Origin of the sequence: Microbacterium sp. nov. GSS16 (assembly GCF_028198145.1) — a bacterium.
GTDB lineage: Bacteria > Actinomycetota > Actinomycetes > Actinomycetales > Microbacteriaceae > Microbacterium.
This window is the reverse complement of record NZ_CP116338.1, coordinates 2147603-2169058: the sequence shown is the minus strand read 5'-3', so window position 1 is coordinate 2169058 and position 21456 is coordinate 2147603. Positions and strand designations below refer to the sequence as shown.

The following is a 21456-nucleotide window of genomic DNA, read 5'->3' as shown; positions in this document are numbered from 1 at the left end:
CGCTCAGCCCTGACTTGATGGCTGGTCCGCGACGTCGTAGACGTCTCGGACCAGCCATCGGTCTTTCTGCATGACGAGCACCAGCATCTGCTCACCGCGCTCGCCTGACGGGCCGAGGCGCAGCACGCTCACATCGCCGTGGTCCTCCACAGCCGAGATCGTGCGCGTCGCGTCCGTTCCGGTCAGCCTCGCCCGCACTGCGCCGCCTGCGCCATCGACGATCGCGTCGGCGCATTCCCGGTCCCCCCTGTCCGCGCACGCCAGCACGGCTGTCAGCAGCTCAGCAGCATGCTGCTGCGCAGAGCCGTCCAGCACGGCATCCGGCGCGGGCACGGTCGCCGGCTGCCGCTCGTCCGCCGCATCGGTGGGCGCCCGTGCCGCATCACCGGGATCCGGCGCCGGTGCCGACCCCGCCGGTGGCTCCGCGGCGTGATCGGCCGCGCCCGTCGACGCCGGCGCACCTGTCGCCTCAGCAGCCCCTTCGATCGCCGCAGAGTCCTCATCCGCCGTCGGCCACATCAAGCCGCCGACCAGAACCAGCGCGGCCGCCGCACCGCCGACGACCAGCACGCGCGCTCGCGGGGCGCGAGCTGTTCGCCCGGCCGCCCCGACCTCCGACGCGACCGGCTCCCGGCGACGCCCGGCTTCTCGCGCGGCACGTCTCCCGCTGCGTCCGACTGCGGACCGCAGCAGATGCCCTACGTGCTGTGCTGTCGCCGCCAGCCGGTCCCGCACGCGGTGCAGTGCGCTCGGCTCCGCGGCCAGCAGGTCCGACTCCGCGCGCAGATGCGCCCTGTGCACGCCGATCGACACCACGCGTTCGGGGGCGAGGACGTCACGAACCAGCGCGCGAGGTGCCGCCAGCTCCGTCAGCTCGCGCTCGAATCGCTCGATCTCCCGGCGGACGATGCGCTGATCTCCTGCCGCCGCACCGATCTCGTCGAGCACCCTGGTCATCGCGCGATCCGTGCAGCCCTCCCGCAGCCGTGCGATGAGCGCGACCGCGGACGCGGCGCACCCCATCCCCTCGCCCGGCGCGAACACGGGGCGCGCCTCGTCGGTCAGCCACCACTGCCCTGTGACTCCGCGATCGGCGACCTCGACGATCCCGCGCAGCAGGCTGCCGACCAGCGTCACCGTCTCCCCCGCCGAGAGAGCGCTCTGCGCCGCAGCACGGCGCCCGACGAACACCTCCACCCGTTCCGCACACCACGGGAGCACCGCGTCGTGACCGTCCGCCCTGCGCAGCACATCGCGCACGCCGGCGACGTGCTCGGCACCGGCCAGCTCCCACAGCTGCTCGGCCACGGCTTCGGCGTCCACCCGCACAGCACGTCGCTCGCCGTCGGTGATCAGCTCGCCGGCGTACGCGGATTCGTGCGCATCCAGCATCCGGATCGCGCGGTGCGCCCCCGACGTCAGCACTGCCCTCTCATCCATTCGACCATCTCAGCGCGCGTCATCGTCCGTGCGCGCCGGAAGGAGCCGACCTGGGGACGATCGAGCCGATCTCGCCGGCTGTGCAGGAGGAACGGACATCGCGGAATCGGTAGGCTGTACGCATGGCAAAGAGTGCTCCCGTCACCGAGAAGCGGCCCGGCTTCTTCTCGCAGATCCGTTCCCTGTTCCGTTTCACGCGGGACGTGTACGGCTGGCTGCCGTGGGCACAGATCGCCATCCTCATCGCGGGTGTGCTGATCGGTCTGATCATCGGATTCCTCATCAGCGGCACCTCTGTGCTCGGGCTGATCCTGTGGGGCTTCACCGGCCTGCTGTTCGGAGTCCTGGGCGCGATGTTCCTCATGACACGCCTGTCCACCACAGCGATGTACGCCAAGATCGACGGGATGCCCGGCGCGAGCGGCCACGTGCTCAGCACCAGCCTGGGTCGAAGCTGGTCGGCCTCCGACACCCCCGTCGGCATCAACCCGAAGACTCAGGAGGCGGTGTACCGCGTGGTCGGCCGCGGTGGCATCGTGATCGTCGGCGAAGGCGCTCGCGGTCGTCTCACCCGGCTGATCAACGAAGAGCGTCAGAAGGCGCAGCGCGTCGCGCACGGTGTGCCGGTCACGGTTCTCTACGTCGGACACGGCGATGACGATGTCGCCATCGCCGACCTGTCCAAGACGATCAAGAAGCTGCCGAAGGCGATCGACAAGGCCACCATGGCCGCGGTGATCCGCCGCATCGAGTCGGTTTCGCAGTCGCTGTCGTCGCTGCCGATCCCGAAGGGCATCGACCCGACGCGCGTGCGCTCGCAGCGTCCACGCTGAGCCCGCCGGCCCCGAGACATGCAGAACGGCCCCTCTCGATCGAGAGGGGCCGTTCTGCATGTCTCACTCGCCCAGGGGCTCCTTCGGCAGTCGCCGCACGCGCGGACGGCGGCGTCGCTTCTCGGGAATCATCGAGCGCATCTCCTCGAGCTTGCCGAAGCACAGCAGCCGGTCCTCGGCCTCGAGCTCGACGTGCTTGCGCGGGTTGGGAATCACGCTCACGCCGCGGTGCAGCGTCAGGACCGTGATGTCACGATCCCACAGGCCGAGATCGCCGAGCTTCATGCCCACCTGCTCGGCGCCGGAATGGATGAGCAGCTCCGCCACCCCGTAGCCCGTCGAGACGCTCAGCCGCTGACGCACGTCGATGTCGGGGAACGCGACCTGGTTCGCGATGTAGTCGATGATGGCGCCGGCCACGTCGAGCTTCGTCGCCGTCTCGATGCCCTGCAGCCCCGGAGACGAGTTGACCTCCATGACCAGCGGGCCGTCGTCGCTCTCGAGCATGTCGACCCCCGCGACGCGAAGACCCATGATCTGGGCCGAGCGCACCGCCGTCTGCTCGTACACCGGGTCGAGGGTCACCGGCTCCACGCGTCCGCCGCGATGCACGTTCGAGCGGAACTCGTCGCCGTCGGCGACGCGGCGCATCGCGGCGACGACGCGATCGCCGACCACGAGAGCCCGGATGTCGCGCCCGCGGCTCTCGGCGATGAACTTCTGGATGAGCACGTTCTGCTTCGTCGAGTGCAGCGTCTCGATGATCGCCTCCGCGACCTTGACCTGCGGGGCGAGGATCACGCCGATCCCCTGAGTGCCCTCCAGCAGCTTGATCACGACGGGAGCACCGCCCACCCGTTCGATCGCCGGGCGGACATCCGCACGGTTGCGCACGAACGCGGTCGGCGGCATCGCGATGTTGTGCCGGGACAGGATCTGGTTGGCGCGGAGCTTGTCGCGCGCGCTCGAGATGCCGTTGGCCGTGTTCGGCGTGTAGACGTCCATCTGCTCGAACTGACGCACCACGGCGGTGCCGAAGTAGGTGATCGAATTGCCGATGCGAGGCAGGATCGCGTCGTACTCGCTGAGCTGCTTGCCGCGGAAGAAGAGATCGGGCGCGTCGGCGGTGAGATCGATCGCGAACCGCAGCGTGTTCAGCACCTTCACGTTGTGCCCGCGCTGCTGCGCGGCGGCCCGAAGACGCTGCGTCGAGTAGGAGTGCGGGGCGCGCGAGAGAACAGCGATCTTCACAGAGGTTTCCTGCCAGGATGTAGAGGTGACACGGTCCTCTCATTCAAACACGTCCACGGGTTGGCGGGAGTGGGTCGGACTGCCGGACCTGGGCATCGACTGGCTCAAGGCCAAGATCGACACGGGCGCTCGCACATCGTCACTGCACGCCTTCGACGTGAGCGAGTTCGAGCGCGACGGCGAGGACTGGGTGCGCTTCACCGTGCACCCCTGGCAGGACAGCACCGCCGATGCGGTGGTGCACGAGACGCGCGTGCACGACCGACGGGCCGTGCGCAGTTCATCGGGGCACACCGAGCACCGCATCGTCGTCACCATGCGGCTGCGGCTGGTGGGCAGGGAGGTGGATGCCGAGGTCACCCTCACCAACCGGGACGAGATGGGCTTCCGGATGCTGATCGGCCGCGAGGCGCTGCGTCAGGGGTTCCTCGTCGACCCCGCCCGCTCGTACCTCGGCGGTCGTGCCCCGCGCGAGATGCGCAACCGCAACCGCGGCCGCTGACGCTTCGACAGGCTCAGCGACCCAGCTGCAGGACGCGGTCCCGCATGTCAGCCGCGGGTCAGCACCGTGCCGGCGAGCTTGTCGTGCAGGCCGCGCTGATCGGCATCCCAGATCACCGCGGGGATGACGAACACCAGCAGCAGCGTCCGCACGATCGGACGCCACAGCCCCACCCACGCGCCGTCCAGACGCAGCACGCGCATGCCGAGCATTCGGTGACCGGGGCTGCCGTTGGCCGTCGGCAGGAACACGATCTGCAGCAGGGCGAAGACCATCATCGGCGCGAACTGGCGCCACCCGGCCTCGGCCGGCAGCTCGAGCGGGTCGTAGCCGAGGAAGCCGATCGCGATGATCGTGGCCGCGAAGTAGTCGATCGCCAGGGCGGCGATCCGGCGGCCGGGTCGGGCGATGCTCCCCGGTCCGGAGATGGGCATTCCGAGGCGTTCGCCGGGGTAGTCACTCACCCTCTCAGCCTACCGAGCGGCTGTAACATGCCTGAAACACAGCGGACACGACTGAGAAACTCCATGCGCATAACCTGCGTAAGGTTGATGCAACCGATACCCGATCAGGAGTCGTACATGTTCACAGAGCCCGCCGAGGTCGTCCGCTACATCGAGGAGAACGACGTCAAGTTCCTCGACATCCGATTCACCGACCTTCCCGGGGTCCAGCAGCACTTCAACATCCCCGCGTCGACGGTCGATGACGACTTCTTCCGCGACGGGCAGCTCTTCGACGGCTCGTCGATCCGCGGCTTCGCGAGCATCCACGAGTCGGACATGCAGCTGATCCCCGACGTCACCACCGCGTACATCGACCCGTTCCGTGCGGCGAAGACCCTGGTGATGATCTTCGACATCTACAACCCGCGCACAGGCGAGATCTACAGCAAGGACCCGCGCCAGGTCGCCAAGAAGGCTGAGAAGTATCTCGCATCGACCGGCATCGCCGACACCGCGTTCTTCGCCCCCGAGGCGGAGTTCTACATCTTCGACGACGTGCGCTACTCGGTGACCGCCGGCGAGAGCTTCTACAAGATCGACTCCGAGGAGGCCGCGTGGAATTCGGGTCGTGAGGAGGAGGGCGGCAATCTCGCCAACAAGACGCCGTTCAAGGGCGGCTACTTCCCCGTCGCCCCGGTCGACAAGACCGCCGATCTGCGCGATGACATGACCCTGCGCCTGATCGACTCGGGCTTCCATCTCGAGCGCTCGCACCACGAGGTCGGCACGGCCGGCCAGCAGGAGATCAACTACCGCTTCGACACGATGGTCAGCGCGGCCGACGACATCCTGAAGTTCAAGTACATCGTCAAGAACACCGCCGAGGAATGGGGCAAGACGGTCACGTTCATGCCCAAGCCGCTCTTCGGCGACAACGGCTCCGGCATGCACACGCACCAGTCGCTCTGGCTCGACGGCAAGCCGCTGTTCTTCGACGAAGCCGGCTACGGCCAGCTCAGCGACATCGCGCGCTGGTACATCGGCGGTCTGCTCAAGCACGCCCACGCCGTGCTCGCGTTCACCAACCCGACGCTGAACAGCTACCACCGCCTGGTGAAGCACTTCGAAGCACCCGTGAACCTCGCCTACTCCGCCGGCAACCGCTCGGCGGCGATCCGCATCCCCCTCACCGGTTCCAACCCGAAGGCGAAGCGCATCGAGTTCCGCGTTCCGGATGCCTCGTCGAACCCCTACCTCGCCTTCGCCGCGCAGCTGATGGCGGGCCTGGACGGCATCAAGAACCGCATCGAGCCGATGGAGCCCATCGACAAGGACCTGTACGAGCTTCCCCCCGAGGAGGCGGCGAACATCCCGCAGGTGCCGAACTCGCTGCTCGACTCGCTCGAGGCGCTGCGCCGTGACCACGACTTCCTCCTCGAGGGCGGCGTGTTCACACAGGAGCTCATCGACACCTGGATCTCGTACAAGTACGACAACGAGATCCTGCCGATGGCCCAGCGCCCGCACCCGTACGAGTTCGAGCTCTACTACGGCTGCTGAGCACCAGCCCACCGAGAAACCACTTCCTGCCTGAGGCACAACGCGTGAGCGTGTGGCTCACGCCGGAAGTGGTTCCTCGCGTTCCGGGGCGATGCAGCGCGTGGGCAGGTCAGCGCAGCGCGTCTGTGACCGTGTCCCACCACCGGGCGGCGTCAGTGCGGTGCCGATGGATGCGCTCGGCAGCGGCGCACGTGGTGGCTGCCGAGGTCGCGGCGATCGCGGAGAGTCGCCGGGGAGCATCCGTCAGATCATCGAGGTCGAGAACGCCGTCCTGTCCCCAGTGGGCGAGCGCGCCCGTGAGCTTGATGCGCGTGTACTCGTCGGCGGCGAGAGCGAGGATCGGCACCCCCGCCGGCGCGGCGAACACGGCCGGGTGGTAGCGACTGGTGACGAGCAGTCGCGCCGTGCGGGCCAGTCGCGCGGCGGTCGGCGAGTCGCCGCTCGGGACGACCTCGCTCGGGCGCCGCATCCGGGCGCGCACCCGCTCGTGCAGCGCAGCATCGCCGGCAGGCGCTGCGCCCGCCGACTCGGGGCCGAAGTGGGCATGGAAGACGACGGATCCCACGGTGTCGGCGGCGTGATCGAGCAGCGCCGCGATCCCCTGCTCGACCTCGTCGACGGGACGGCCGGCGAACCACCCCGACAGGCTCACCAGCACGCGGTCGGATGCACGTGGACCGTCGAGCTCGGTCGGTCCACCGCCGAGGAACGACGCGTCGTCGACACCGGCATGCACCTGTGCGCCCCATCGGCGGGCCAGCTGCGCCGACGCGTGCTCGCGCACGCCGGTCAGCGCGGCAGCACGCGCCATGGCGGCGACCCGCTCCGCGTCGGTGTCATCGAGATCGGGCCCGAAGGTCTGCCCGGACACCACGACAGGCAGATCGCGCGCCCGCGCCATCGCGGCGAGCGTCGTGCGCTCGTAGACATGCACCGGCCAGCGTGAGGCGAGGTTGCCGCCTCCGGCGATGAGCACGCCGGACGCCTCGCCGAGGGCGTCGAGAGCCGCCGTGGCCGGATCGCCCGCCTCGAGCGCGGCGCGTCCCTCCGCGACGTGCACGAGAAGCGACGAGCGGCGCGCGGCGGCAGCGCGGTCGAGCCCGACGAACCCGAGGCGAGGCACGCTGGGCACGCCGTAGCGGGCAGCGGACTCCCCCGGCGCCGATGAGATGCCGACGACGTCGAGACCGCGGGCGGCGAGCTCGTCGCGCGCGGCTTCGAACATGGCCTCGTCGCCGATGTGGATCATGTCGGAGAGCACGCCGATGTCGCCGATGGTGAGAACGCTCACGCCTGTCCTTCGCTGGGAATCCGGAGCCGACGATCGGCGCCTTGTCAACCGTAAACCCCGATCTGCTCGCCGCAGTACGATTCGAAGCGGTGCCTCAGTCGGCGCCCGTCCGGAGGGCAGCATGGGTATTCAGACGGCGATGGACCGCATCACCGAATCCGCATCGATCATCGAGGCTATGCGCGCCGCCGACGACCTCGCGTTCGAAGCAGGACGCGACCCCGGAGTGCGCACATTGCGCGTGCTGTCGGCCGCTCTGTCGGGCGATGACGATCTCGCCGCGATCGCGGCCGTGCACGCTCTGGCGGAGATGAACGACGAAGAGGCCGCACGGCTGCTCTCGAGTCTGCTGTCGTCGCCACGGCCGTACATCGTCGAGCACGCTGCTGACGCGCTCGGACGCAGGCCGGCGCGACCGGAAGCCGTCGGTCGTCTCGTGCGGCTCGTCGCCGACGGCGGGTTCGCCGGCATGCTCGCTCAGCACACGCTCGAGAAGTGGTCGACGGGCGCGGCCGAGCTGATGGCTGTGGCGCTGGAGACCGCGTGCACCGGCGCTCTCTCCGACGACGCCCGCGCCCGGCTCGTCGAGACGATGGGGCTCGTGCGCCATCCGCTCGCCGTCCGACCGCTGCGGGCCTGGGCGACCGACGCGGCGGCCGCGTCCGCGGTTCGGGAGGCGGCCGTCGCCGCGCTCGGTCAGCGCCGCGAGCCGGCCGCGATCGCCGCGCTGGAGGACATCGTCGTCGAAGGCGGTGTGATCGGAGACCTCGCCCGCCTCGCCCTGATCGACGCGGAGCCCGTTCCGAGCGACTGCGCCGATGGCGAAGGACTCACCATCGCCCAGCTGTTCCTGCATGCGGACATCGATCCCTCGCTGTCTTCGGCCGGATCCGGTGACAACGGCGGCATCGCCACACTTCTCGTGCGCCTTGGCGACGCTCTCGTCGCCGAGCCGGCCGCCGTGCGTCGTGTACTGACCCTGTCGCGGGGCACGGCCGCACAGGCCGGGCCCGATCTGCTGCACGTCGCGGGCGGCGAGACCGGTCATGTCTACGGACACATCCCGCTCAGTCCCCCGCCGGTCAGCTCGGCCGCGGCGTGGCCGCTGCGGGTGAGCGTGCGACGAGGCATCCGGCGCCTGCTGCGTGCTGCGGGACGGGTGGACGTGCTGCATCTGCGGATGGCGGACGTCGGCAGCCTGGCGGCCGCCGATGTGGCGCGCGAACTGGGGATTCCCACCGTGTTCACGGTCGCACCCGACCCGCACAGCGTCATCGCGTCGCTCGAGCGCTCCGGCACACTCACCAGGAAGGACTTCGGTCGTGCCGACCTGGCGGAGCACTTCTGGTTTCGCACGCATCTGGTGCAGAGCCTCGCCGCATCGGCCGCGCATTCGGTGTTCTTCCCACGGCCCGAGCTCGAGCGCGACATGCATGCGCTGATCGGCATCGACATGTCCTCGCACCCCGAACGCCACACCGTGGTCGCAGAGGGAGTCGACCTCGAGGTCGTCGATCGCGCCGTCGCGCACGCTCGTCGGGTCGCGGACGGTGCCGAGCCCGACGCAGCGCTCGCCGAGCTCGGCGCACTGCTCGACGAGCTGCCGGAAGAGCGTCGGCGCCTGCCCCTGCTCGTCACTGTCGGGCGGATGCACCGCATCAAGGGCATGGCCACCCTCGTGCGCGCCTGGGCTGAGGGACCGCTCGCCGACGCCGCCAACCTGCTCGTGGTCGGCGGCGATCTCGAGCATCCCTCTGTCGACGAGCGCGAGCAGCTCGACCGCATCGACACCGCTGTCCCTGCCGCCGAGCGCGCGGCCCGCGGCCTGCTGCTGACCGGCCACCGCTCCAACGACGTCGCGGCGGACTGGCTCGCCGCGGCGCGCTTCGGGCTCCCCGATCGAGCCGCACCCGGTGGGGTGTACGTCTGCGCGAGCCTCAAGGAGGAGTTCGGTCTGGCGATCCTCGAGGCGATGGCCACCGGTCTGCTCGTGGTCGCACCCGACAGCGGCGGACCGGCCACCTATGTCGAAGACGATGTGACCGGCTTCCTCACCGAGACGGCGAACCCCGCCAAGCTCATCGCGACCGCCGAGCGCGCGCTCGAGCGCGCGGCGCGCGGAGATGCACGAGCGGCTTCCCGCGCTCGCGATCTCGTGGCGGACCGCTTCACGATCCAGGGCATGGCCGCGAAGCTCGCGCCGGTGTACGAATCCGTCGCCCGCAGCGAAGCCGAACTGCAGCGAGCCGCGGAGCTGCTGGCATGACTCTGCTGATCATCAGTCCCGACTACGCCTCGCACCTGCTGCCGCTCGCCGCGCTCGGCACAGCCTGGCGGGATGCGGGCGAGGACGTGGTGGTGGCGACGGGACCGGCGACGGCGGGCATCGTCGCCGACTTCGGGTACCGCCGCGTCGATCTGCCCCTCGGTCGCGGTGCGAATGCCGGCGTCATCCGCAGTTCGGAGCAGCAGGCCGAGGAGGCGGCGTCACTCGAGGGATTCTTCGCGGCGACCCGCGTGGGCATGGTCCCCGCGCTCGCCTATCAGGCGCGCGAGCGCCTCACCGACCTCATGTGGCAGCCGGTCGACCGAGCGCGAGCGACCCTGCAGGTGATCGACGAGGTCGCACCCGACGCTATCCTCGTCGATCACCTGGCCTACAGTGCGCGCCTGGCTCTGCACACCCGCGGGATCCCTTACGGCGACGTCGTTCTCGGCCACCCGAGCGCGCTGCCGATCGCGGGCGAGGTCTACGGCTACCCGCCCGCGTGGCCGACGGCCTTCACGCCCGGGGAAGGCGAGCTGAGCGATCTGCGCACGCTGTGCGAGGAGGTGTCGCGGCGCTTCACGGCCCAGTGGAACGACGCGGCCGTGGTTCTCGACCCGCATGCCCGACAAGTCGCCGATGCGTTCGCGCTGCACGGCGACACCGTCCTCTACAACTACCCTGCGGAGCTCGCCTCCGGCGACAAGAGAGAGCTGCCGCCGCACCGCTTTCTCGGATCGACGCTGCGCGACGAGCCCGCCGCATCCGACGTCGAGGGATGGATCGCCGAGGGGACCCCCTACGTGTACGTGAGCTTCGGCAGCTTCCTGTCGGTGCGCGGCGATGTGCTCGCCCGCGTCGCGGCGGCGCTGCGCCAGGCCGGGCTCCGCGCGGCGATCGCCACGGGCACGACGGACGCCGCAGCTCTCGGACCGATCCCCGACGACTGGCTGGTCGCGGAGTACCTGCCGCAGGTGCGCCTGCTCGCCTCAGCGGCCGCTGCCGTGACGCACGGGGGCAACAACTCCGTCACCGAAGCCGTGGGGCACGCAGTTCCGCTGCTCGTGCTGCCCTTCTCCACCGACCAGTTCACGGGCGCTGCCGCGATCGAGCGCACGGGGACGGGTCGCGCGCTCGATCCGAACGCGGCGTCGGTCGACGAGCTCGCCGCGGCGCTTCGTGACATCGTCGATCCCGCCTTCACCGGACGCTCGCTGCTGGATGAGGCGGCTGCCGCGCAGGCGGTGCGCCCGGGTCCGTCGATCGCGTACGCGACGGTGTCGGGCTCTGCTGCGCCGACGCGCGTCTCCCCGGCGGGGTGAGCGGGGCGGTCAGACGACCGCGTCGGGCAGGCGTACGGCCCCCACCAGCGCGGCCATCGCCGCAGGGTCGCCCGCCGCCGCACGATAGCTCTCCATGCGCGCGGCGTTCGCGTCGTACGCGGCACCCGCGCGCACCTCGCCGACGTGGTGCAGTGCGTACACGCGGCCGGGGTGACGCACAGGCGGTGCCCCGAGGATCGTCGAGTGCGCGAGGAACCATGCCGCGTCTTCGAAGCCCCACCCACGGAAGCCCTCGTCCTGACCGCCGTGACTGTCCCAGGCGCGCGGCGTCGCCACGTACACGCCCGAGCAGGCACCTTCGACGTGCTGCTCGACGGTGCAGTCCGCGAGGGGCACCCCCGCGGCGTGATCGGCGGAGCCGGTGCGCCCGAGCCAGCGGTACTCGTCGTACGGCAGGTGCACGAACGGGCTGTCGGCGGCGGCGCGGATCGCCGCGATCAGCGGCTCGCGCTCCGGAATGGTGTCGGCATCGCCCACGACGACGACCTCGTCCGCGGCGGCGTTGCGCATCGCGGCGTTGCGGCATGCAGCGAGGACGAACGGCGTATCGCCGGTGTCGACGGTCTGCAGGGGGATCTGCGGCAGCGTCTCGCGGTACCAGGCGACCACGCGTTCGAAGGCGTCGATCCGCGACGGCGCGGGGCGCCAGGGAATCACGATCCGGGCGGGGGGAAGCGTTGAGTCGAGGGTGGTCATGCACCGTCCTTTCCCACTGAGTTTAGGGGACGACGGAAGACGGCATGACGTCGCACTCAGCAGCGCACCCGCAGCGCACCCGGCTGCACGCGCACGGCGAGCTTGGAGATGTCGCCCGCCTCTTCGCCGTCGATCTCGAAGGGCACCGGACCCGGCAGCGCGACGGCGATAGCCTCGCCTGTCAGGTGCTGGGTGAAATCGTTGCTGACCGTCTCGTCGTCGCCTCCGAGAAGGCGGCGGATGCCGTTGTCCCAGACCACGGTGCGCAGGGTCTGCAGCCACTGCGTGACGTTCTCGGCGCTGATCAGCAGCAGATCCAGACGCCCGTCATCGACCACGGCGTCGGGCAGCAGCGTGAACCCGCCCTGGATGTCACCGCAGTTGCCGATGAGCAGCGTGTGGCCGCTGAAGGTCTGCTGTTCTCCGTCGTCGAGAGTGATGTGGAAGTCGACCGTCTCGGAAGCGGTGACCGCACGCCCCATCGCCGCGACGTAGGCGAGCCATCCCGCCTTGCCCTTCAGATCGTCGTCGGTCTCGGCGAGCATGTGCGCGTCGAGACCGAATCCGACCATGACCAGGAATCCGGTCTCGACCTCCGCATCGTCGGTGCGGGTCCAGCCCATGTCGATGCGACGCTCCTCACCTGCGACGATGACATCCAGCGCCTTGGGGATGCTGCCGATCGGGATTCCGAGGTTGCGCGCGAGCAGGTTGCCGGTGCCCTGCGGGACGATGCCTAACGCCGGCGCCTTCTCCCCCGCCGATGCGAGCACCTCGGCGACCGTGCGCACCGTGCCGTCACCGCCCACCGCGATGACCACGTCACAGTCCGCGTGCACCGCTTCGGCTGCCATCGCCCGACCGGGATCGTCGGCAGAGGTCTCCCACCACATGAGCTCGGTGTCGGCCGGGACGGCCGTCGTCACGACACCCCGAAGCTCCTCGCCGTCGATCTTGGTCGGATTCCAGATGATCCCGAAGCGCTGCGCCATCTGCTCCCCCTTCATCACGGCTGGATCTCAGCCGTAGAACTGCTTCTCGAAGACTCGCCGCGCCCGGCGCGTGACACGGAGGTAATCCTCTTCGAGCACGGTGGCGGCGCGGTCAGGATATCCCAGAAGACGCCCGACCCCGTCGAGCTCGCGGATCTCGCTCGGCAGCATGTCCTTCGTCTGGCCGGTCAGCAGCGTCATCGCCGAGCGCAGCCGGCTGGCGAGCACCCACGCCTCTCGCAGGCGCTCGGCGTCGTCGGCGGGCATGAGATCGGCGAGGACCGCCGCGTCGAGCGCCTGCAGGGTGGACGTCGTGCGCAGGTCGGGCACGCGGTGACCGTGCTGAAGCTGCAGCACCTGCACCATCCACTCGACGTCGCTCAAGGTTCCGGGGCCGAGCTTCAGGTGCCGTCGAGGATCGGCTCCCTGCGGCAGCCGCTCGCCCTCGACCCTCGCCTTGATTCGCTTGATCTCGCGCACGCCCTGCAGAGACACGCTCTCCGGGTAGCGGATGCTGTCGGCGAGCTCGGTGAACCGGGCGATCAGTTTGACGCTGCCCGCGATCCCGCGCGCGCGCAGCAGCGCCTGCGCCTCCCACGACAGCGACCAGCGGCGGTAGTACTGCGTGTACGCCTCGATGGTGCGCACGATCGGACCGTTCCTGCCCTCCGGGCGCAGGTCCGCGTCGAGTTCCAGCGGCACACGCTGATCGGTCAGGTGCTCGCGCAGGCCCGCGACGATCTTCGCGGCGTGCTGCTGTGCGCGCTGCGGATCGATACCGTTCGGGTCGTAGATGAACAGCACATCGGCGTCCGAGCCGAAGCCGAGTTCGGCGCCGCCGAAGCGGCCCATGGCGATGATCGAGAAATCCATCGCATCGTCTTCGGGCGGCACGATCTCGCGTCGCACCGCACGCAGCGCCGCCTGGATCGTCACCTCGGTGATCTCGGTCAGTGCCCTCGCCATCTCGTCGACGCCGACCTGGTCGAGCACGGCACCCATCGCCGTGCGCAGCAGCTCACGCCGGCGCAGCGCCCGCACCGCCCGCAGCGCATCCTTGATGGTCGAGTGCCGGGTCTGGATGGCCCTGGCCTCCTCGTCGAGGGCGGCACCCCCGCGCGGCCGCAATGCGGCAGATGTGTCGAGCCAGGCGACCGACTCCGGGATCCACTCCATCAGCTCGCCTACGTAGCGGGAGCTCGAGAGCAGACGCGTCAACCTCTCCGCCGCCCCGGACGAGTCGCGCAGCATCCGCAGGAACCAATGCGTGTCGCCGAGTCGCTCGCTGATCCGCCGGAAGGCGATGAGCCCGTAGTCGGGGTCCGTGCCGTCGGCGAACCAGCGCAGCATCACCGGCATGAGGTGCTTCTGGATGGTGGCCTTGCGACTCAGACCCGACGTGAGCGCCGCGATGTGGCGCAGTGCTCCTGCCGGGTCGCGGAACCCGATCGCGGCGAGACGCGAGCCGGCCTGTGCGGTGGAAAGTGTGCGCTCCTCGGCCGGCAGCGCCGCGACGGCCGAGAGCAGCGGCCGGTAGAACAGGCGCGTGTGCTGGTCGCGCACCGCACGGCGCACGTCGTCCCAGATCTCCTGCAGGCCCGTTGCGCTGTCGGCCAGCGCGGTCGCTCTCGCAAGGCGCCGCATGCCCTCGTCGTCTCTCGGCATGAGGTGCGTGCGGGTGAGGTCGTGCAGCTGCAGCCGATGCTCGAGCAGGCGCAGGATGCGGTACTGCTCGCCGAAGGCGCTCGCCTCGGCCCGCCCGATGTAGCCGCCCTCGACGAGCGCGTCGAGCGACTCCAGTGTGCCCCGGGTGCGGATCCCCTCGTCGCTGAGCCCGTGCACGAGCTGCAGCAGCTGCACGGTGAACTCGATGTCGCGCAGACCACCCGGACCGAGCTTGATCTGGTACGGCACGTCGTCGGCCGGGATGTGGTCGGTGACCCGCTCGCGCATCCGCTGCACGCTCTCGACGAAGTCCGACCTCTCAGCGCTCGTCCACACCTTGGGCTGCACGGCGTCGATGTAGTCGGCGCCGAGGTCGGCGTCGCCCGCCAGCGGGCGCGCCTTGAGAAGCGCCTGGAACTCCCAGCTCTTCGCCCATCGGTCGTAGTAGGCGAGATGGGATGCCAGCGAGCGCACCAGCGCGCCCTGCTTGCCCTCCGGACGCAGGGCGGCATCGACCTCCCACAGCGGCGGCTCGATCTCCACCCCGCTGAGGGCGGTCATGGTCTCGCGCGCCAGGCGCGTGGCGATGTCGATCGCTCTGGCCTCGCTGACGACGCCGTCGTCGGCCGTTCCTGCGACGAAGATCACGTCGACGTCGCTCAGATAGTTCAGCTCGCGAGCGCCCGCCTTTCCCATGCCGATGATCGCCAGCCTCGTCGCGGCGATCTCGTCGCGCGTGCCGGCGCGACCCGATCCCGCGACCGCTGTGCGGGCGATGGCGAGCCCGGCTTCCAGAGCCGCGGCCGCAGCATCGGCGAGGGCGGCCGAGACGCCGGCGATCGCGACCGTCGCGGATTCCGACGACAGGTCGGCAGCCGCGATCTCACTCAGGCAGCTGCGGTACTCGACTCGCAGCGCCGTGATCGCCTCCGCGGCACGTGCGAAGCCCTCATCGGCGTCGACCGCTGCGAGCATCCGGTCGGTCAGCTCGGCGGCGTCGGGCAGGTCGGCGCGCAGCAGCGCATCGGCGCGCAGGCGCGAGGGATGCCGCTCGAAGAACGAGCCGAGTGCACGAGACGCCCCGAACAGCCGCCATGCGGCTTCCCTCGCCGCGGGGTCGGTGAGCACCGCCGTGACCTGGACGGCATCACGGCGTGCGACGGCGACGAGCCCCCGCACAGCGGCATCCGGGTCGGCGGCGACCATCCCGTCGGCGAGCTGCACGCGGTCGAGACCGCTCAGCTCCGACAGCTCGGTGAGGTCGGCTGACGCCGAGGTCAGCTCGACGAAGCCGAGCCGTGCCAGCGCGGACAGGGAAATGGACGCATCAGGACGCGCCATCGCCGCCTCAGAGCAGCCCGAGGTTGTTCTTGAGCTCGAACGGCGTCACCTGGCCGCGGTATGCCTCCCACTCCTTCTGCTTGTTCAGCAGCACGTAGTTGAAGACCTGCTCACCGAGCGTCTCCGCGACGAGTTCCGAGTCGCGCATGTACTCGAGGGCGTGGTCGAGACTCGCCGGCAGCGGCGCGTAGCCGAGCGCGCGGCGCTCGGAATCGCTGAGCGACCACACGTTGTCCTCGGCCTCGCGCGGCAGCTCGTACTCCTCCTCGATGCCTTTGAGTCCAGCGGCGAGCGTCAGCGCGTACGCGAGATACGGGTTCGCCGCCGAATCGAGCGCGCGGTACTCGATCCGGGTCGACTGCCCCTTGTTGGGCTTGTACATCGGCACGCGGATCAGCGCAGAGCGGTTCGCATGCCCCCAGGTGACGAAGCTCGGCGCCTCGTCGCCGCCCCAGAGGCGCTTGTAGGAGTTGACGAACTGGTTCGTGACTGCGGCGATCTCGTTGGCGTGCCGCAGCAGGCCCGCGATGAACCGGCGGCCGGTGAGCGAGAGCTGGTACTCGGCCCCGGCCTCGTAGAACGCGTTCACGTCGCCTTCGAACAGCGACATGTGCGTGTGCATGCCGCTGCCGGGGTGGTCGTTCAGCGGCTTCGGCATGAACGTCGCGTATACGCCCTGCTCGATCGCTACCTCCTTGACCACCGTGCGGAAGGTCATGATGTTGTCCGCCGTCGTCAGCGCGTCGGCGTAGCGCAGATCGATCTCGTTCTGCCCCGGGCCGCCCTCGTGGTGGCTGTACTCCACCGAGATGCCCAGGTCCTCGAGCATCCGCACGGCGCTGCGGCGGAAGTCGTGCGCGGTGCCGCCGGGAACGTTGTCGAAGTAGCCCGCGCTGTCGGCGGGGACGGGGCCCTCGGGGCCCAGCTGCGAGGACTTCAGCAGGTAGAACTCGATCTCCGGATGCGTGTAGAAGGTGAATCCGGCATCCGCCGCCTTCGCCAGTGCCCGCCGCAGCACGTTGCGCGGGTCGGAGACCGCCGGGCGGCCGTCGGGCGTGGTCAGGTCGCAGAACATGCGCGCGGTCGGGTCGATCTCGCCGCGCCAGGGCAGGATCTGGAACGTCGTGGGGTCGGGCTGTGCGAGCAGATCGGACTCGTAGGTGCGCGTCAGACCCTCGATCGCCGAGCCGTCGAAGCCGATCCCCTCCGCGAACGCGCCCTCGACCTCAGCGGGGGCGATGGCGACCGACTTCAGGGTGCCGATGACGTCGGTGAACCAGAGCCGGACGAACTTGACGCCGCGCTCCTCGATGGTGCGCAGCACGAAGTCGCGCTGCTTGTCCACCCTCACTGCCCGGACTCGAGAGAGCTGGAGCCCCACGAGTCGTCGGCCGCGTCATCCTCGGCCCACGCGCGAGAGCGCTCACGCAGGGTCTCGGGGGCGCGGGCGGCATCCTCGCGGGTGTCGAACGGACCGACCCGGTCGACCGATGCGGACTGCATGCCGAACTCGACCTCCCCGGTGCTGAGGTTGTACCAGTACTTCTCGTCGCCGTCGGACATGTCAGCTCCTTCGTCGGGATCTCGTCACGATCCTAATCGCTGGGTCGTGCATCGCTAGGCTATTCGCCATGGCACAGGCAATCGGCGTCGACATCGGCGGAACAGGCATCAAGGCGGGCATCGTCGACCTCTCCACTGGCACTCTGGATTCGGATCGCGTGCGCGTGCCCACGCCCGAGGGCGCCCACCCCGCGGACGTGGTCGACACCGTGCGCGAGGTTCTCGACACCCTGGGAGTCGCCGAGTCCACGCTGCCGCTGGGCGTGGCGTTCCCCGCGATCGTCAAGTACGGGCGCACGCTCTCCGCGGCGAACATCTCGAAGGAGTGGATCGACTTCGAGGCCGAGAAGTTCTTCGAGAGCGGCCTGAACCGCAGCATCACGTTCGTCAACGACGCCGACGCGGCTGGCGTCGCAGAGGCCCGCCACGGTGCGGCACGCGACGCACGGGGTCTGACCATCATGACGACGCTCGGCACGGGTATCGGCTCGGCCTTCATGTACAACGGCGTGCTCGTGCCGAACACCGAGCTCGGGCACCTCAAGCGTGACGGCGAGTCGATCGAACGGTGGACGGCGTACTCGGCGATGGAGCGCGAGAGCCTGTCGTGGGAGGAGTGGTCGGCCCGGCTGCAGGAGTTCTACTCGCACGTCGAGTTCCTCTTCAGCCCCGATCTGTTCGTCGTCGGCGGCGGCGTCTCCAAGCACCCCGAGAAGTTCCTGCCGCTGCTCGACCTGCGCACGCCGATCGTGTCGGCCGTGCACCGCAACGCCTCCGGCATCATCGGCGCGGCAGCTCTCGCCGCCGACTGATCGGCGTACAGCAGGAAGGCCCGGTCATCGACCGGGCCTTCCTGCATGTTCGGGGCGAGTGGGCCGGCCTGTACGCCGGGTTCTGTTCAGGAGTTCTTCGCTCCCTTGACGGCCATCTCTCTCGACGACACGTTGCCGTGTCGTTCCAGCGACCTACCCGAGGACTCGGCGAGCCGCGTCAACGTCCTCTGTCTGGTCTTGCTCCGGGCGAGGTTTACCTGGCGGAGCGCGTCACCGCGCTCCCCGGTGGTCTCTTACACCACCCTTTCACCCTTACCCATCCGGCCCTTCCGGGTCGAACGGGCGGTCTTCTCTCTGTGGCACTGTCTCGCGGATCACTCCGGGTGGGTGTTACCCACCGCCCTGCCCTGTGGAGCCCGGACGTTCCTCGGTGCGCTCACGCGCCACGCGGCCGTCCGGCCGACCCACTCGCCCGTCGATTCTACGCGCCCTTCGCGGCGTCCTCCGCGATGTGCACGTCCAGTGGGACGTCGATCGCGAAACCGGGGAACAGGCGTGCGGTGGCCGCATCCGCGGCCTCCCGCAGGATGCCCGCGACGGCATCGGCCTGCTCAGCCGGGGCGTGCACGATCACCTCGTCGTGCAGGAAGAAGGCCAGATGCGCTCGGTCGCGGAAGACCGGACCTGACGCCGGTGCCGGCATCGATGTCGGCGGCAGCGCCATCAGGCGGTGGCGGATCTCGGCGAGCCACAGCAGCGCCCACTCGGCGGCAGTGCCCTGCACGATGAAGTTGCGGGTGAAGCGTCCGCGATCTCGCGCGCTGCTGCGCGCCCGGCTCTCGTCGGCTCCCGCGGCGTCGGGCCCGCCCGCCTGCGATTGGGCGAGGCGCCACGCGTCGTCGGGCCTGGGCGAGCTGCGACCGAGCAGCGTGCTCACGACGCCGCCCTGCTCACCCGTGCGCGCGGCGGCGTCGACGAGCGCCATGGCTCGGGGATACACGCTGCGCAGCCTCGGCACGAGCTGCCCGCTCTTACCCGTGGTGGCGCCGTACATGGCTCCGAGCACCGCGTACTTCGCCTCGTCGCGCGTCGTGACCGCGCCCGAGCGGACCACGCCCTCGTACAGATCGCGCCCGCGCGCGGCGTCGACCATCGCGCTGTCGCGCGACATGGCAGCCAGCACACGCGGCTCGAGCTGGGCGACATCCGCGTCGACGAGGGTCCACCCGGGGTCGGCCCGCACGGCGGTGCGCAGCTGACGGGGTATCTGCAGCGCCCCGCCGCCGGACGACGCCCAGCGTCCGGTCACCACGCCTCCGGTGAGATAGACCGGACGGAACCGCTCCTCGTGCACCCAGTCGTCGAGCCACGCCCAGCCGTTCGCGGCGAACAGCCTGGCGAGCTTCTTGTACTCCAGCAGCGGCCCGACCACCGGATGCGCGACGCGCGAGAGCTCCCATCGTGACGTCGAGTCGACGAACACGCCCGCCCGGTGCAGCGCGCGCAGCAGACGGGGTGGACTGTCGGGGTTCAGGCCCGGATCGTCCAGGCACCGGCCGATCTGTTCGGCGAGAGCCGCCATCCGGGCCGGCCGTGCGCCGCGCAGGGGGCGCGCACCCAGCTGCTGCTCGAGGATGCCCTGATGCACGCGCGTGCTCCACGGCAGACCGGCCGCGGTCATCTCCTCCGCGACGAGGGCGCCGGTCGACTCCGCCGCGCACAGCAGCGCGAGGCGCGAATCGGGTGCCGAGGCCAGTGCCGCCAGCTGCGCGCGCCACTGCTCGCGCACCTCGTCGACGCCATCGTCTCGTTCGGCCGCCGCATCGCCGACATCGAACAGCCCCGGCTGCCCGGGTGCACCGTCGACGTCGTCGTCGACGCGCAGCCAGCGGCGCGATGGCGCGAGCGGACGCGCCAGCGACGCGGTGTCGCGCAGGATCGCGTGGCAGAGCAGCAGATCGTGCGCCCGGCGCAGACGCACCCCGGCTGCCAGCAGCGGCGGGTAGAAGGTGCGCAGGCTCCGCACCGTCCACCGCGGTGATCGTCGCTGCTCGAGCTCGCGCACCCGCGAGACGAGCTCGTCGTGCGGCACGTCGATGATCTCGGCGACGGCATCGACACCGGCGTGCAGAGCGATGACCCACCCGCCGCTCGTCGACCGCGCCACCACGGCATGCGACGGCTCAGCGGCGGGGGTCACAGCATCCGGTCCATCAGTCGCGTCCGACACCGCCGCCGGAGCGACGGTCGGTCGTCACAGACCCGACTCGTCGGTGCGCACGAGGATCCCGCCGCACTCCGGGCACGACACCACGTCGTCGTCCGCTGCGGCGCGCACGGCGCCCAGCTCGCTGCCGGCGAGCACCATCTGGCACCCCTCGCAGATCCGCCGGCGCAGCAGGCCCACGCCGATGCCGCCGCGTGCGGCTCGTCGGGTGTACTCGGCGAGCAGCTCGGCCGGCACGCTCTCGGCGAGGGCAGCACGATCGCGGACGAGGTGCTCCCCCTCGGCGGCAGCCGCTGCCATGTCGGCCTTCGCCGCTGCGGTCAGCTGAGCGCCCTCGGCCTGGGTCTGGTCGATCAGCGCCTGCTGCGCGTCGACGGCCGCCTGCGCCTCCTCCACGCGCGCCATCACGTCGAGCTCGGAATCCTCGAGCATGGTGATGCGCCGACCGAGGCTCTCGATCTCGTTCTCGAGCGCCTGGGCCTGCTTCGGATCGGTGGCGACGGCCAGCCGCTCGGCATCCTTGTCACGCCGCTGCGCGGCGAGGGCGACGTCCGACTCCAGCCGCGTCAGTTCGGCCTTCGCGTCGTCGAGCACACCGGTGAGTGCGGTCAGCTCGCCCAGCTGCTGCTGGCGCAGAGCGGCCAGCTCGTTGATGCGGGCACCCTGCGCGGGTGAGGTGCGGGCGCGCTCGGCCTGCGCGATCTTGCGATCCAGGTCGGCGATGTCGAGGAGGCGGCGCTGATGCTCGGGGCTGGCTTTCACCCCTCAAATCTATCCGCTGCGGGTGACACCGTCGACGTAGAGCCCGAGCCGGTCCTCAGGCGTCCCGGCCGCTGCGGGTGACACCGTCGACGTACAGCCAGACCTTGTTCTCGCGCACGAAGCGGCTGCGTTCGTGCAGCGTGCCCCGCCCTTGATGGTCACGGTAGAAGGCCTCGAACTCGACCACGCCTCGGTCGTCGAACGGACCGCCGTCCTCCCGATCGAGGATGTCCAGGCGCTGCCAGCGGATGCCGGGGTCGAGATCGAGCAGGTCAGGACGCGTCGAAGGGTGCCAGGTGCGCAGCAGATGCCCGGCGTCGCCGATCGCGAACGCCGTGAACCGGGAGCGCATGAGCCGCACGGCGGTCGGCGCGGACCCGGATGCCAGCACCGGGCCGCAGCACGAGCCGAACACGTCTCCGCTGGTGCAGGGGCATCGCTGATCGCTCGCGGGCATCGACATGCCTCCATGCTGACACGCGGGCACGCCCCGGCCCCTCCTAGG

18 protein-coding genes and 1 other RNA gene are annotated in these 21456 nt (G+C 70.1%); 6 read left to right on the top strand and 13 right to left on the bottom strand.

What is annotated here, in order from left to right:
* Positions 1 to 3: 3 nt before the first annotated feature.
* A complete protein-coding gene (locus tag PGB26_RS10345) occupies positions 4 to 1440 on the bottom strand; it encodes a hypothetical protein (RefSeq protein ID WP_271637535.1) in 1437 nt (478 codons plus the stop codon).
* A gap of 122 nt (positions 1441 to 1562) precedes the next feature.
* Between PGB26_RS10345 and PGB26_RS10340 the strand changes: the two genes are divergently transcribed.
* A complete protein-coding gene (locus PGB26_RS10340) occupies positions 1563 to 2273 on the top strand; it encodes a DUF4191 domain-containing protein (RefSeq protein WP_271637534.1) in 711 nt (236 codons plus the stop codon).
* 63 nt (positions 2274 to 2336) lie between these two features.
* Here the strand turns inward: PGB26_RS10340 and PGB26_RS10335 are convergent, their stop codons facing one another.
* The gene (locus PGB26_RS10335) at positions 2337 to 3524 is read right to left on the bottom strand and encodes a RimK family alpha-L-glutamate ligase (RefSeq protein ID WP_101186677.1); all 1188 of its coding nucleotides are present in this window, start codon (positions 3522 to 3524) and stop codon (positions 2337 to 2339) included.
* Between the two features lie 25 nt (positions 3525 to 3549).
* On the opposite strand from PGB26_RS10335, the gene PGB26_RS10330 reads away from it, so the two are divergent.
* Positions 3550 to 4026, top strand: coding sequence for an ATP-dependent zinc protease family protein (locus PGB26_RS10330; protein WP_271637533.1), 477 nt, complete (start codon positions 3550 to 3552; stop codon positions 4024 to 4026).
* 47 nt (positions 4027 to 4073) lie between these two features.
* Here the strand turns inward: PGB26_RS10330 and PGB26_RS10325 are convergent, their stop codons facing one another.
* Positions 4074 to 4460, bottom strand: a complete 387-nt coding sequence (locus PGB26_RS10325) for an RDD family protein (RefSeq protein ID WP_271639640.1) — start codon at positions 4458 to 4460, stop codon at positions 4074 to 4076.
* A 147-nt stretch (positions 4461 to 4607) separates the two neighbouring features.
* Between PGB26_RS10325 and glnA the strand changes: the two genes are divergently transcribed.
* The gene (gene glnA, locus PGB26_RS10320; protein ID WP_271637532.1) at positions 4608 to 6032 is read left to right on the top strand and encodes a type I glutamate--ammonia ligase; all 1425 of its coding nucleotides are present in this window, start codon (positions 4608 to 4610) and stop codon (positions 6030 to 6032) included.
* A 109-nt stretch (positions 6033 to 6141) separates the two neighbouring features.
* Here the strand turns inward: glnA and PGB26_RS10315 are convergent, their stop codons facing one another.
* Positions 6142 to 7323, bottom strand: a complete 1182-nt coding sequence (locus PGB26_RS10315) for a polysaccharide pyruvyl transferase family protein (protein WP_271637531.1) — start codon at positions 7321 to 7323, stop codon at positions 6142 to 6144.
* Positions 7324 to 7444: 121 nt separating this feature from the next.
* On the opposite strand from PGB26_RS10315, the gene PGB26_RS10310 reads away from it, so the two are divergent.
* Together PGB26_RS10310 and PGB26_RS10305 are read left to right on the top strand one after the other, a co-directional pair.
* A complete protein-coding gene (locus PGB26_RS10310) occupies positions 7445 to 9589 on the top strand; it encodes a glycosyltransferase (RefSeq protein WP_271637530.1) in 2145 nt (714 codons plus the stop codon).
* Positions 9586 to 10911 carry a glycosyltransferase gene (locus tag PGB26_RS10305; RefSeq protein WP_271637529.1) on the top strand — a complete coding sequence of 442 codons (1326 nt, stop codon included), beginning with the start codon at positions 9586 to 9588 and terminating at the stop codon, positions 10909 to 10911. Before PGB26_RS10310 ends, PGB26_RS10305 begins: the two co-directional genes overlap by 4 nt.
* 9 nt (positions 10912 to 10920) lie before the next feature.
* Here PGB26_RS10305 and PGB26_RS10300 read toward each other — a convergent pair whose 3' ends face one another.
* From PGB26_RS10300 to PGB26_RS10280, 5 genes are read right to left on the bottom strand one after another with little or no spacing between them, the layout of a single operon-like run.
* A complete protein-coding gene (locus PGB26_RS10300; protein ID WP_271637528.1) occupies positions 10921 to 11628 on the bottom strand; it encodes a hypothetical protein in 708 nt (235 codons plus the stop codon).
* A 56-nt stretch (positions 11629 to 11684) separates the two neighbouring features.
* Complete coding sequence (locus tag PGB26_RS10295; RefSeq protein ID WP_271637527.1) at positions 11685 to 12620, bottom strand: diacylglycerol/lipid kinase family protein; 936 nt, start codon at positions 12618 to 12620, stop codon at positions 11685 to 11687.
* A 27-nt stretch (positions 12621 to 12647) separates the two neighbouring features.
* Entirely contained in the window at positions 12648 to 15626 is a 2979-nt protein-coding gene (locus tag PGB26_RS10290; protein ID WP_271637526.1) for a bifunctional [glutamine synthetase] adenylyltransferase/[glutamine synthetase]-adenylyl-L-tyrosine phosphorylase, read from the bottom strand.
* Between the two features lie 7 nt (positions 15627 to 15633).
* The gene (locus PGB26_RS10285; RefSeq protein ID WP_271639639.1) at positions 15634 to 16971 is read right to left on the bottom strand and encodes a glutamine synthetase family protein; all 1338 of its coding nucleotides are present in this window, start codon (positions 16969 to 16971) and stop codon (positions 15634 to 15636) included.
* Positions 16972 to 16973: 2 nt separating this feature from the next.
* Positions 16974 to 17189 carry an SPOR domain-containing protein gene (locus PGB26_RS10280; RefSeq protein WP_271637525.1) on the bottom strand — a complete coding sequence of 72 codons (216 nt, stop codon included), beginning with the start codon at positions 17187 to 17189 and terminating at the stop codon, positions 16974 to 16976.
* A gap of 68 nt (positions 17190 to 17257) precedes the next feature.
* Between PGB26_RS10280 and ppgK the strand changes: the two genes are divergently transcribed.
* Positions 17258 to 18001: a polyphosphate--glucose phosphotransferase gene (ppgK, locus tag PGB26_RS10275; protein WP_271637524.1), complete on the top strand. Its 744-nt coding sequence runs from the start codon at positions 17258 to 17260 to the stop codon at positions 17999 to 18001.
* A gap of 55 nt (positions 18002 to 18056) precedes the next feature.
* Here ppgK and rnpB read toward each other — a convergent pair.
* The 4 genes from rnpB to PGB26_RS10255 all read right to left on the bottom strand — a co-directional run bounded on the left by rnpB (position 18057) and on the right by PGB26_RS10255 (position 21408).
* Positions 18057 to 18429, bottom strand: an RNA gene (rnpB, locus tag PGB26_RS10270) — RNase P RNA component class A.
* A gap of 14 nt (positions 18430 to 18443) precedes the next feature.
* Positions 18444 to 20162: a bifunctional 3'-5' exonuclease/DNA polymerase gene (locus tag PGB26_RS10265; RefSeq protein ID WP_271637523.1), complete on the bottom strand. Its 1719-nt coding sequence runs from the start codon at positions 20160 to 20162 to the stop codon at positions 18444 to 18446.
* A 54-nt stretch (positions 20163 to 20216) separates the two neighbouring features.
* Entirely contained in the window at positions 20217 to 20951 is a 735-nt protein-coding gene (locus PGB26_RS10260; RefSeq protein WP_271637522.1) for a zinc ribbon domain-containing protein, read from the bottom strand.
* 55 nt (positions 20952 to 21006) lie between these two features.
* Positions 21007 to 21408: a YchJ family protein gene (locus PGB26_RS10255; protein WP_271639638.1), complete on the bottom strand. Its 402-nt coding sequence runs from the start codon at positions 21406 to 21408 to the stop codon at positions 21007 to 21009.
* Positions 21409 to 21456 lie beyond the last annotated feature (48 nt).

What these genes read in the sequence shown, in the direction of transcription:
- PGB26_RS10295 (WP_271637527.1), bottom strand. Translation starts at nt 12,620, where the DNA reads ATGGCGCAGCGCTTCGGGATCATCTGGAATCCGACCAAGATCGACGGC.
- PGB26_RS10300 (WP_271637528.1), bottom strand. Translation starts at nt 11,628, where the DNA reads ATGACCACCCTCGACTCAACGCTTCCCCCCGCCCGGATCGTGATTCCC.
- PGB26_RS10345 (WP_271637535.1), bottom strand. Translation starts at nt 1,440, where the DNA reads ATGGATGAGAGGGCAGTGCTGACGTCGGGGGCGCACCGCGCGATCCGG.
- PGB26_RS10290 (WP_271637526.1), bottom strand. Translation starts at nt 15,626, where the DNA reads ATGGCGCGTCCTGATGCGTCCATTTCCCTGTCCGCGCTGGCACGGCTC.
- PGB26_RS10280 (WP_271637525.1), bottom strand. Translation starts at nt 17,189, where the DNA reads ATGTCCGACGGCGACGAGAAGTACTGGTACAACCTCAGCACCGGGGAG.
- PGB26_RS10255 (WP_271639638.1), bottom strand. Translation starts at nt 21,408, where the DNA reads ATGCCCGCGAGCGATCAGCGATGCCCCTGCACCAGCGGAGACGTGTTC.
- ppgK (WP_271637524.1), top strand. Translation starts at nt 17,258, where the DNA reads ATGGCACAGGCAATCGGCGTCGACATCGGCGGAACAGGCATCAAGGCG.
- PGB26_RS10325 (WP_271639640.1), bottom strand. Translation starts at nt 4,460, where the DNA reads ATGCCCATCTCCGGACCGGGGAGCATCGCCCGACCCGGCCGCCGGATC.
- PGB26_RS10305 (WP_271637529.1), top strand. Translation starts at nt 9,586, where the DNA reads ATGACTCTGCTGATCATCAGTCCCGACTACGCCTCGCACCTGCTGCCG.
- glnA (WP_271637532.1), top strand. Translation starts at nt 4,608, where the DNA reads ATGTTCACAGAGCCCGCCGAGGTCGTCCGCTACATCGAGGAGAACGAC.
- PGB26_RS10310 (WP_271637530.1), top strand. Translation starts at nt 7,445, where the DNA reads ATGGGTATTCAGACGGCGATGGACCGCATCACCGAATCCGCATCGATC.
- PGB26_RS10340 (WP_271637534.1), top strand. Translation starts at nt 1,563, where the DNA reads ATGGCAAAGAGTGCTCCCGTCACCGAGAAGCGGCCCGGCTTCTTCTCG.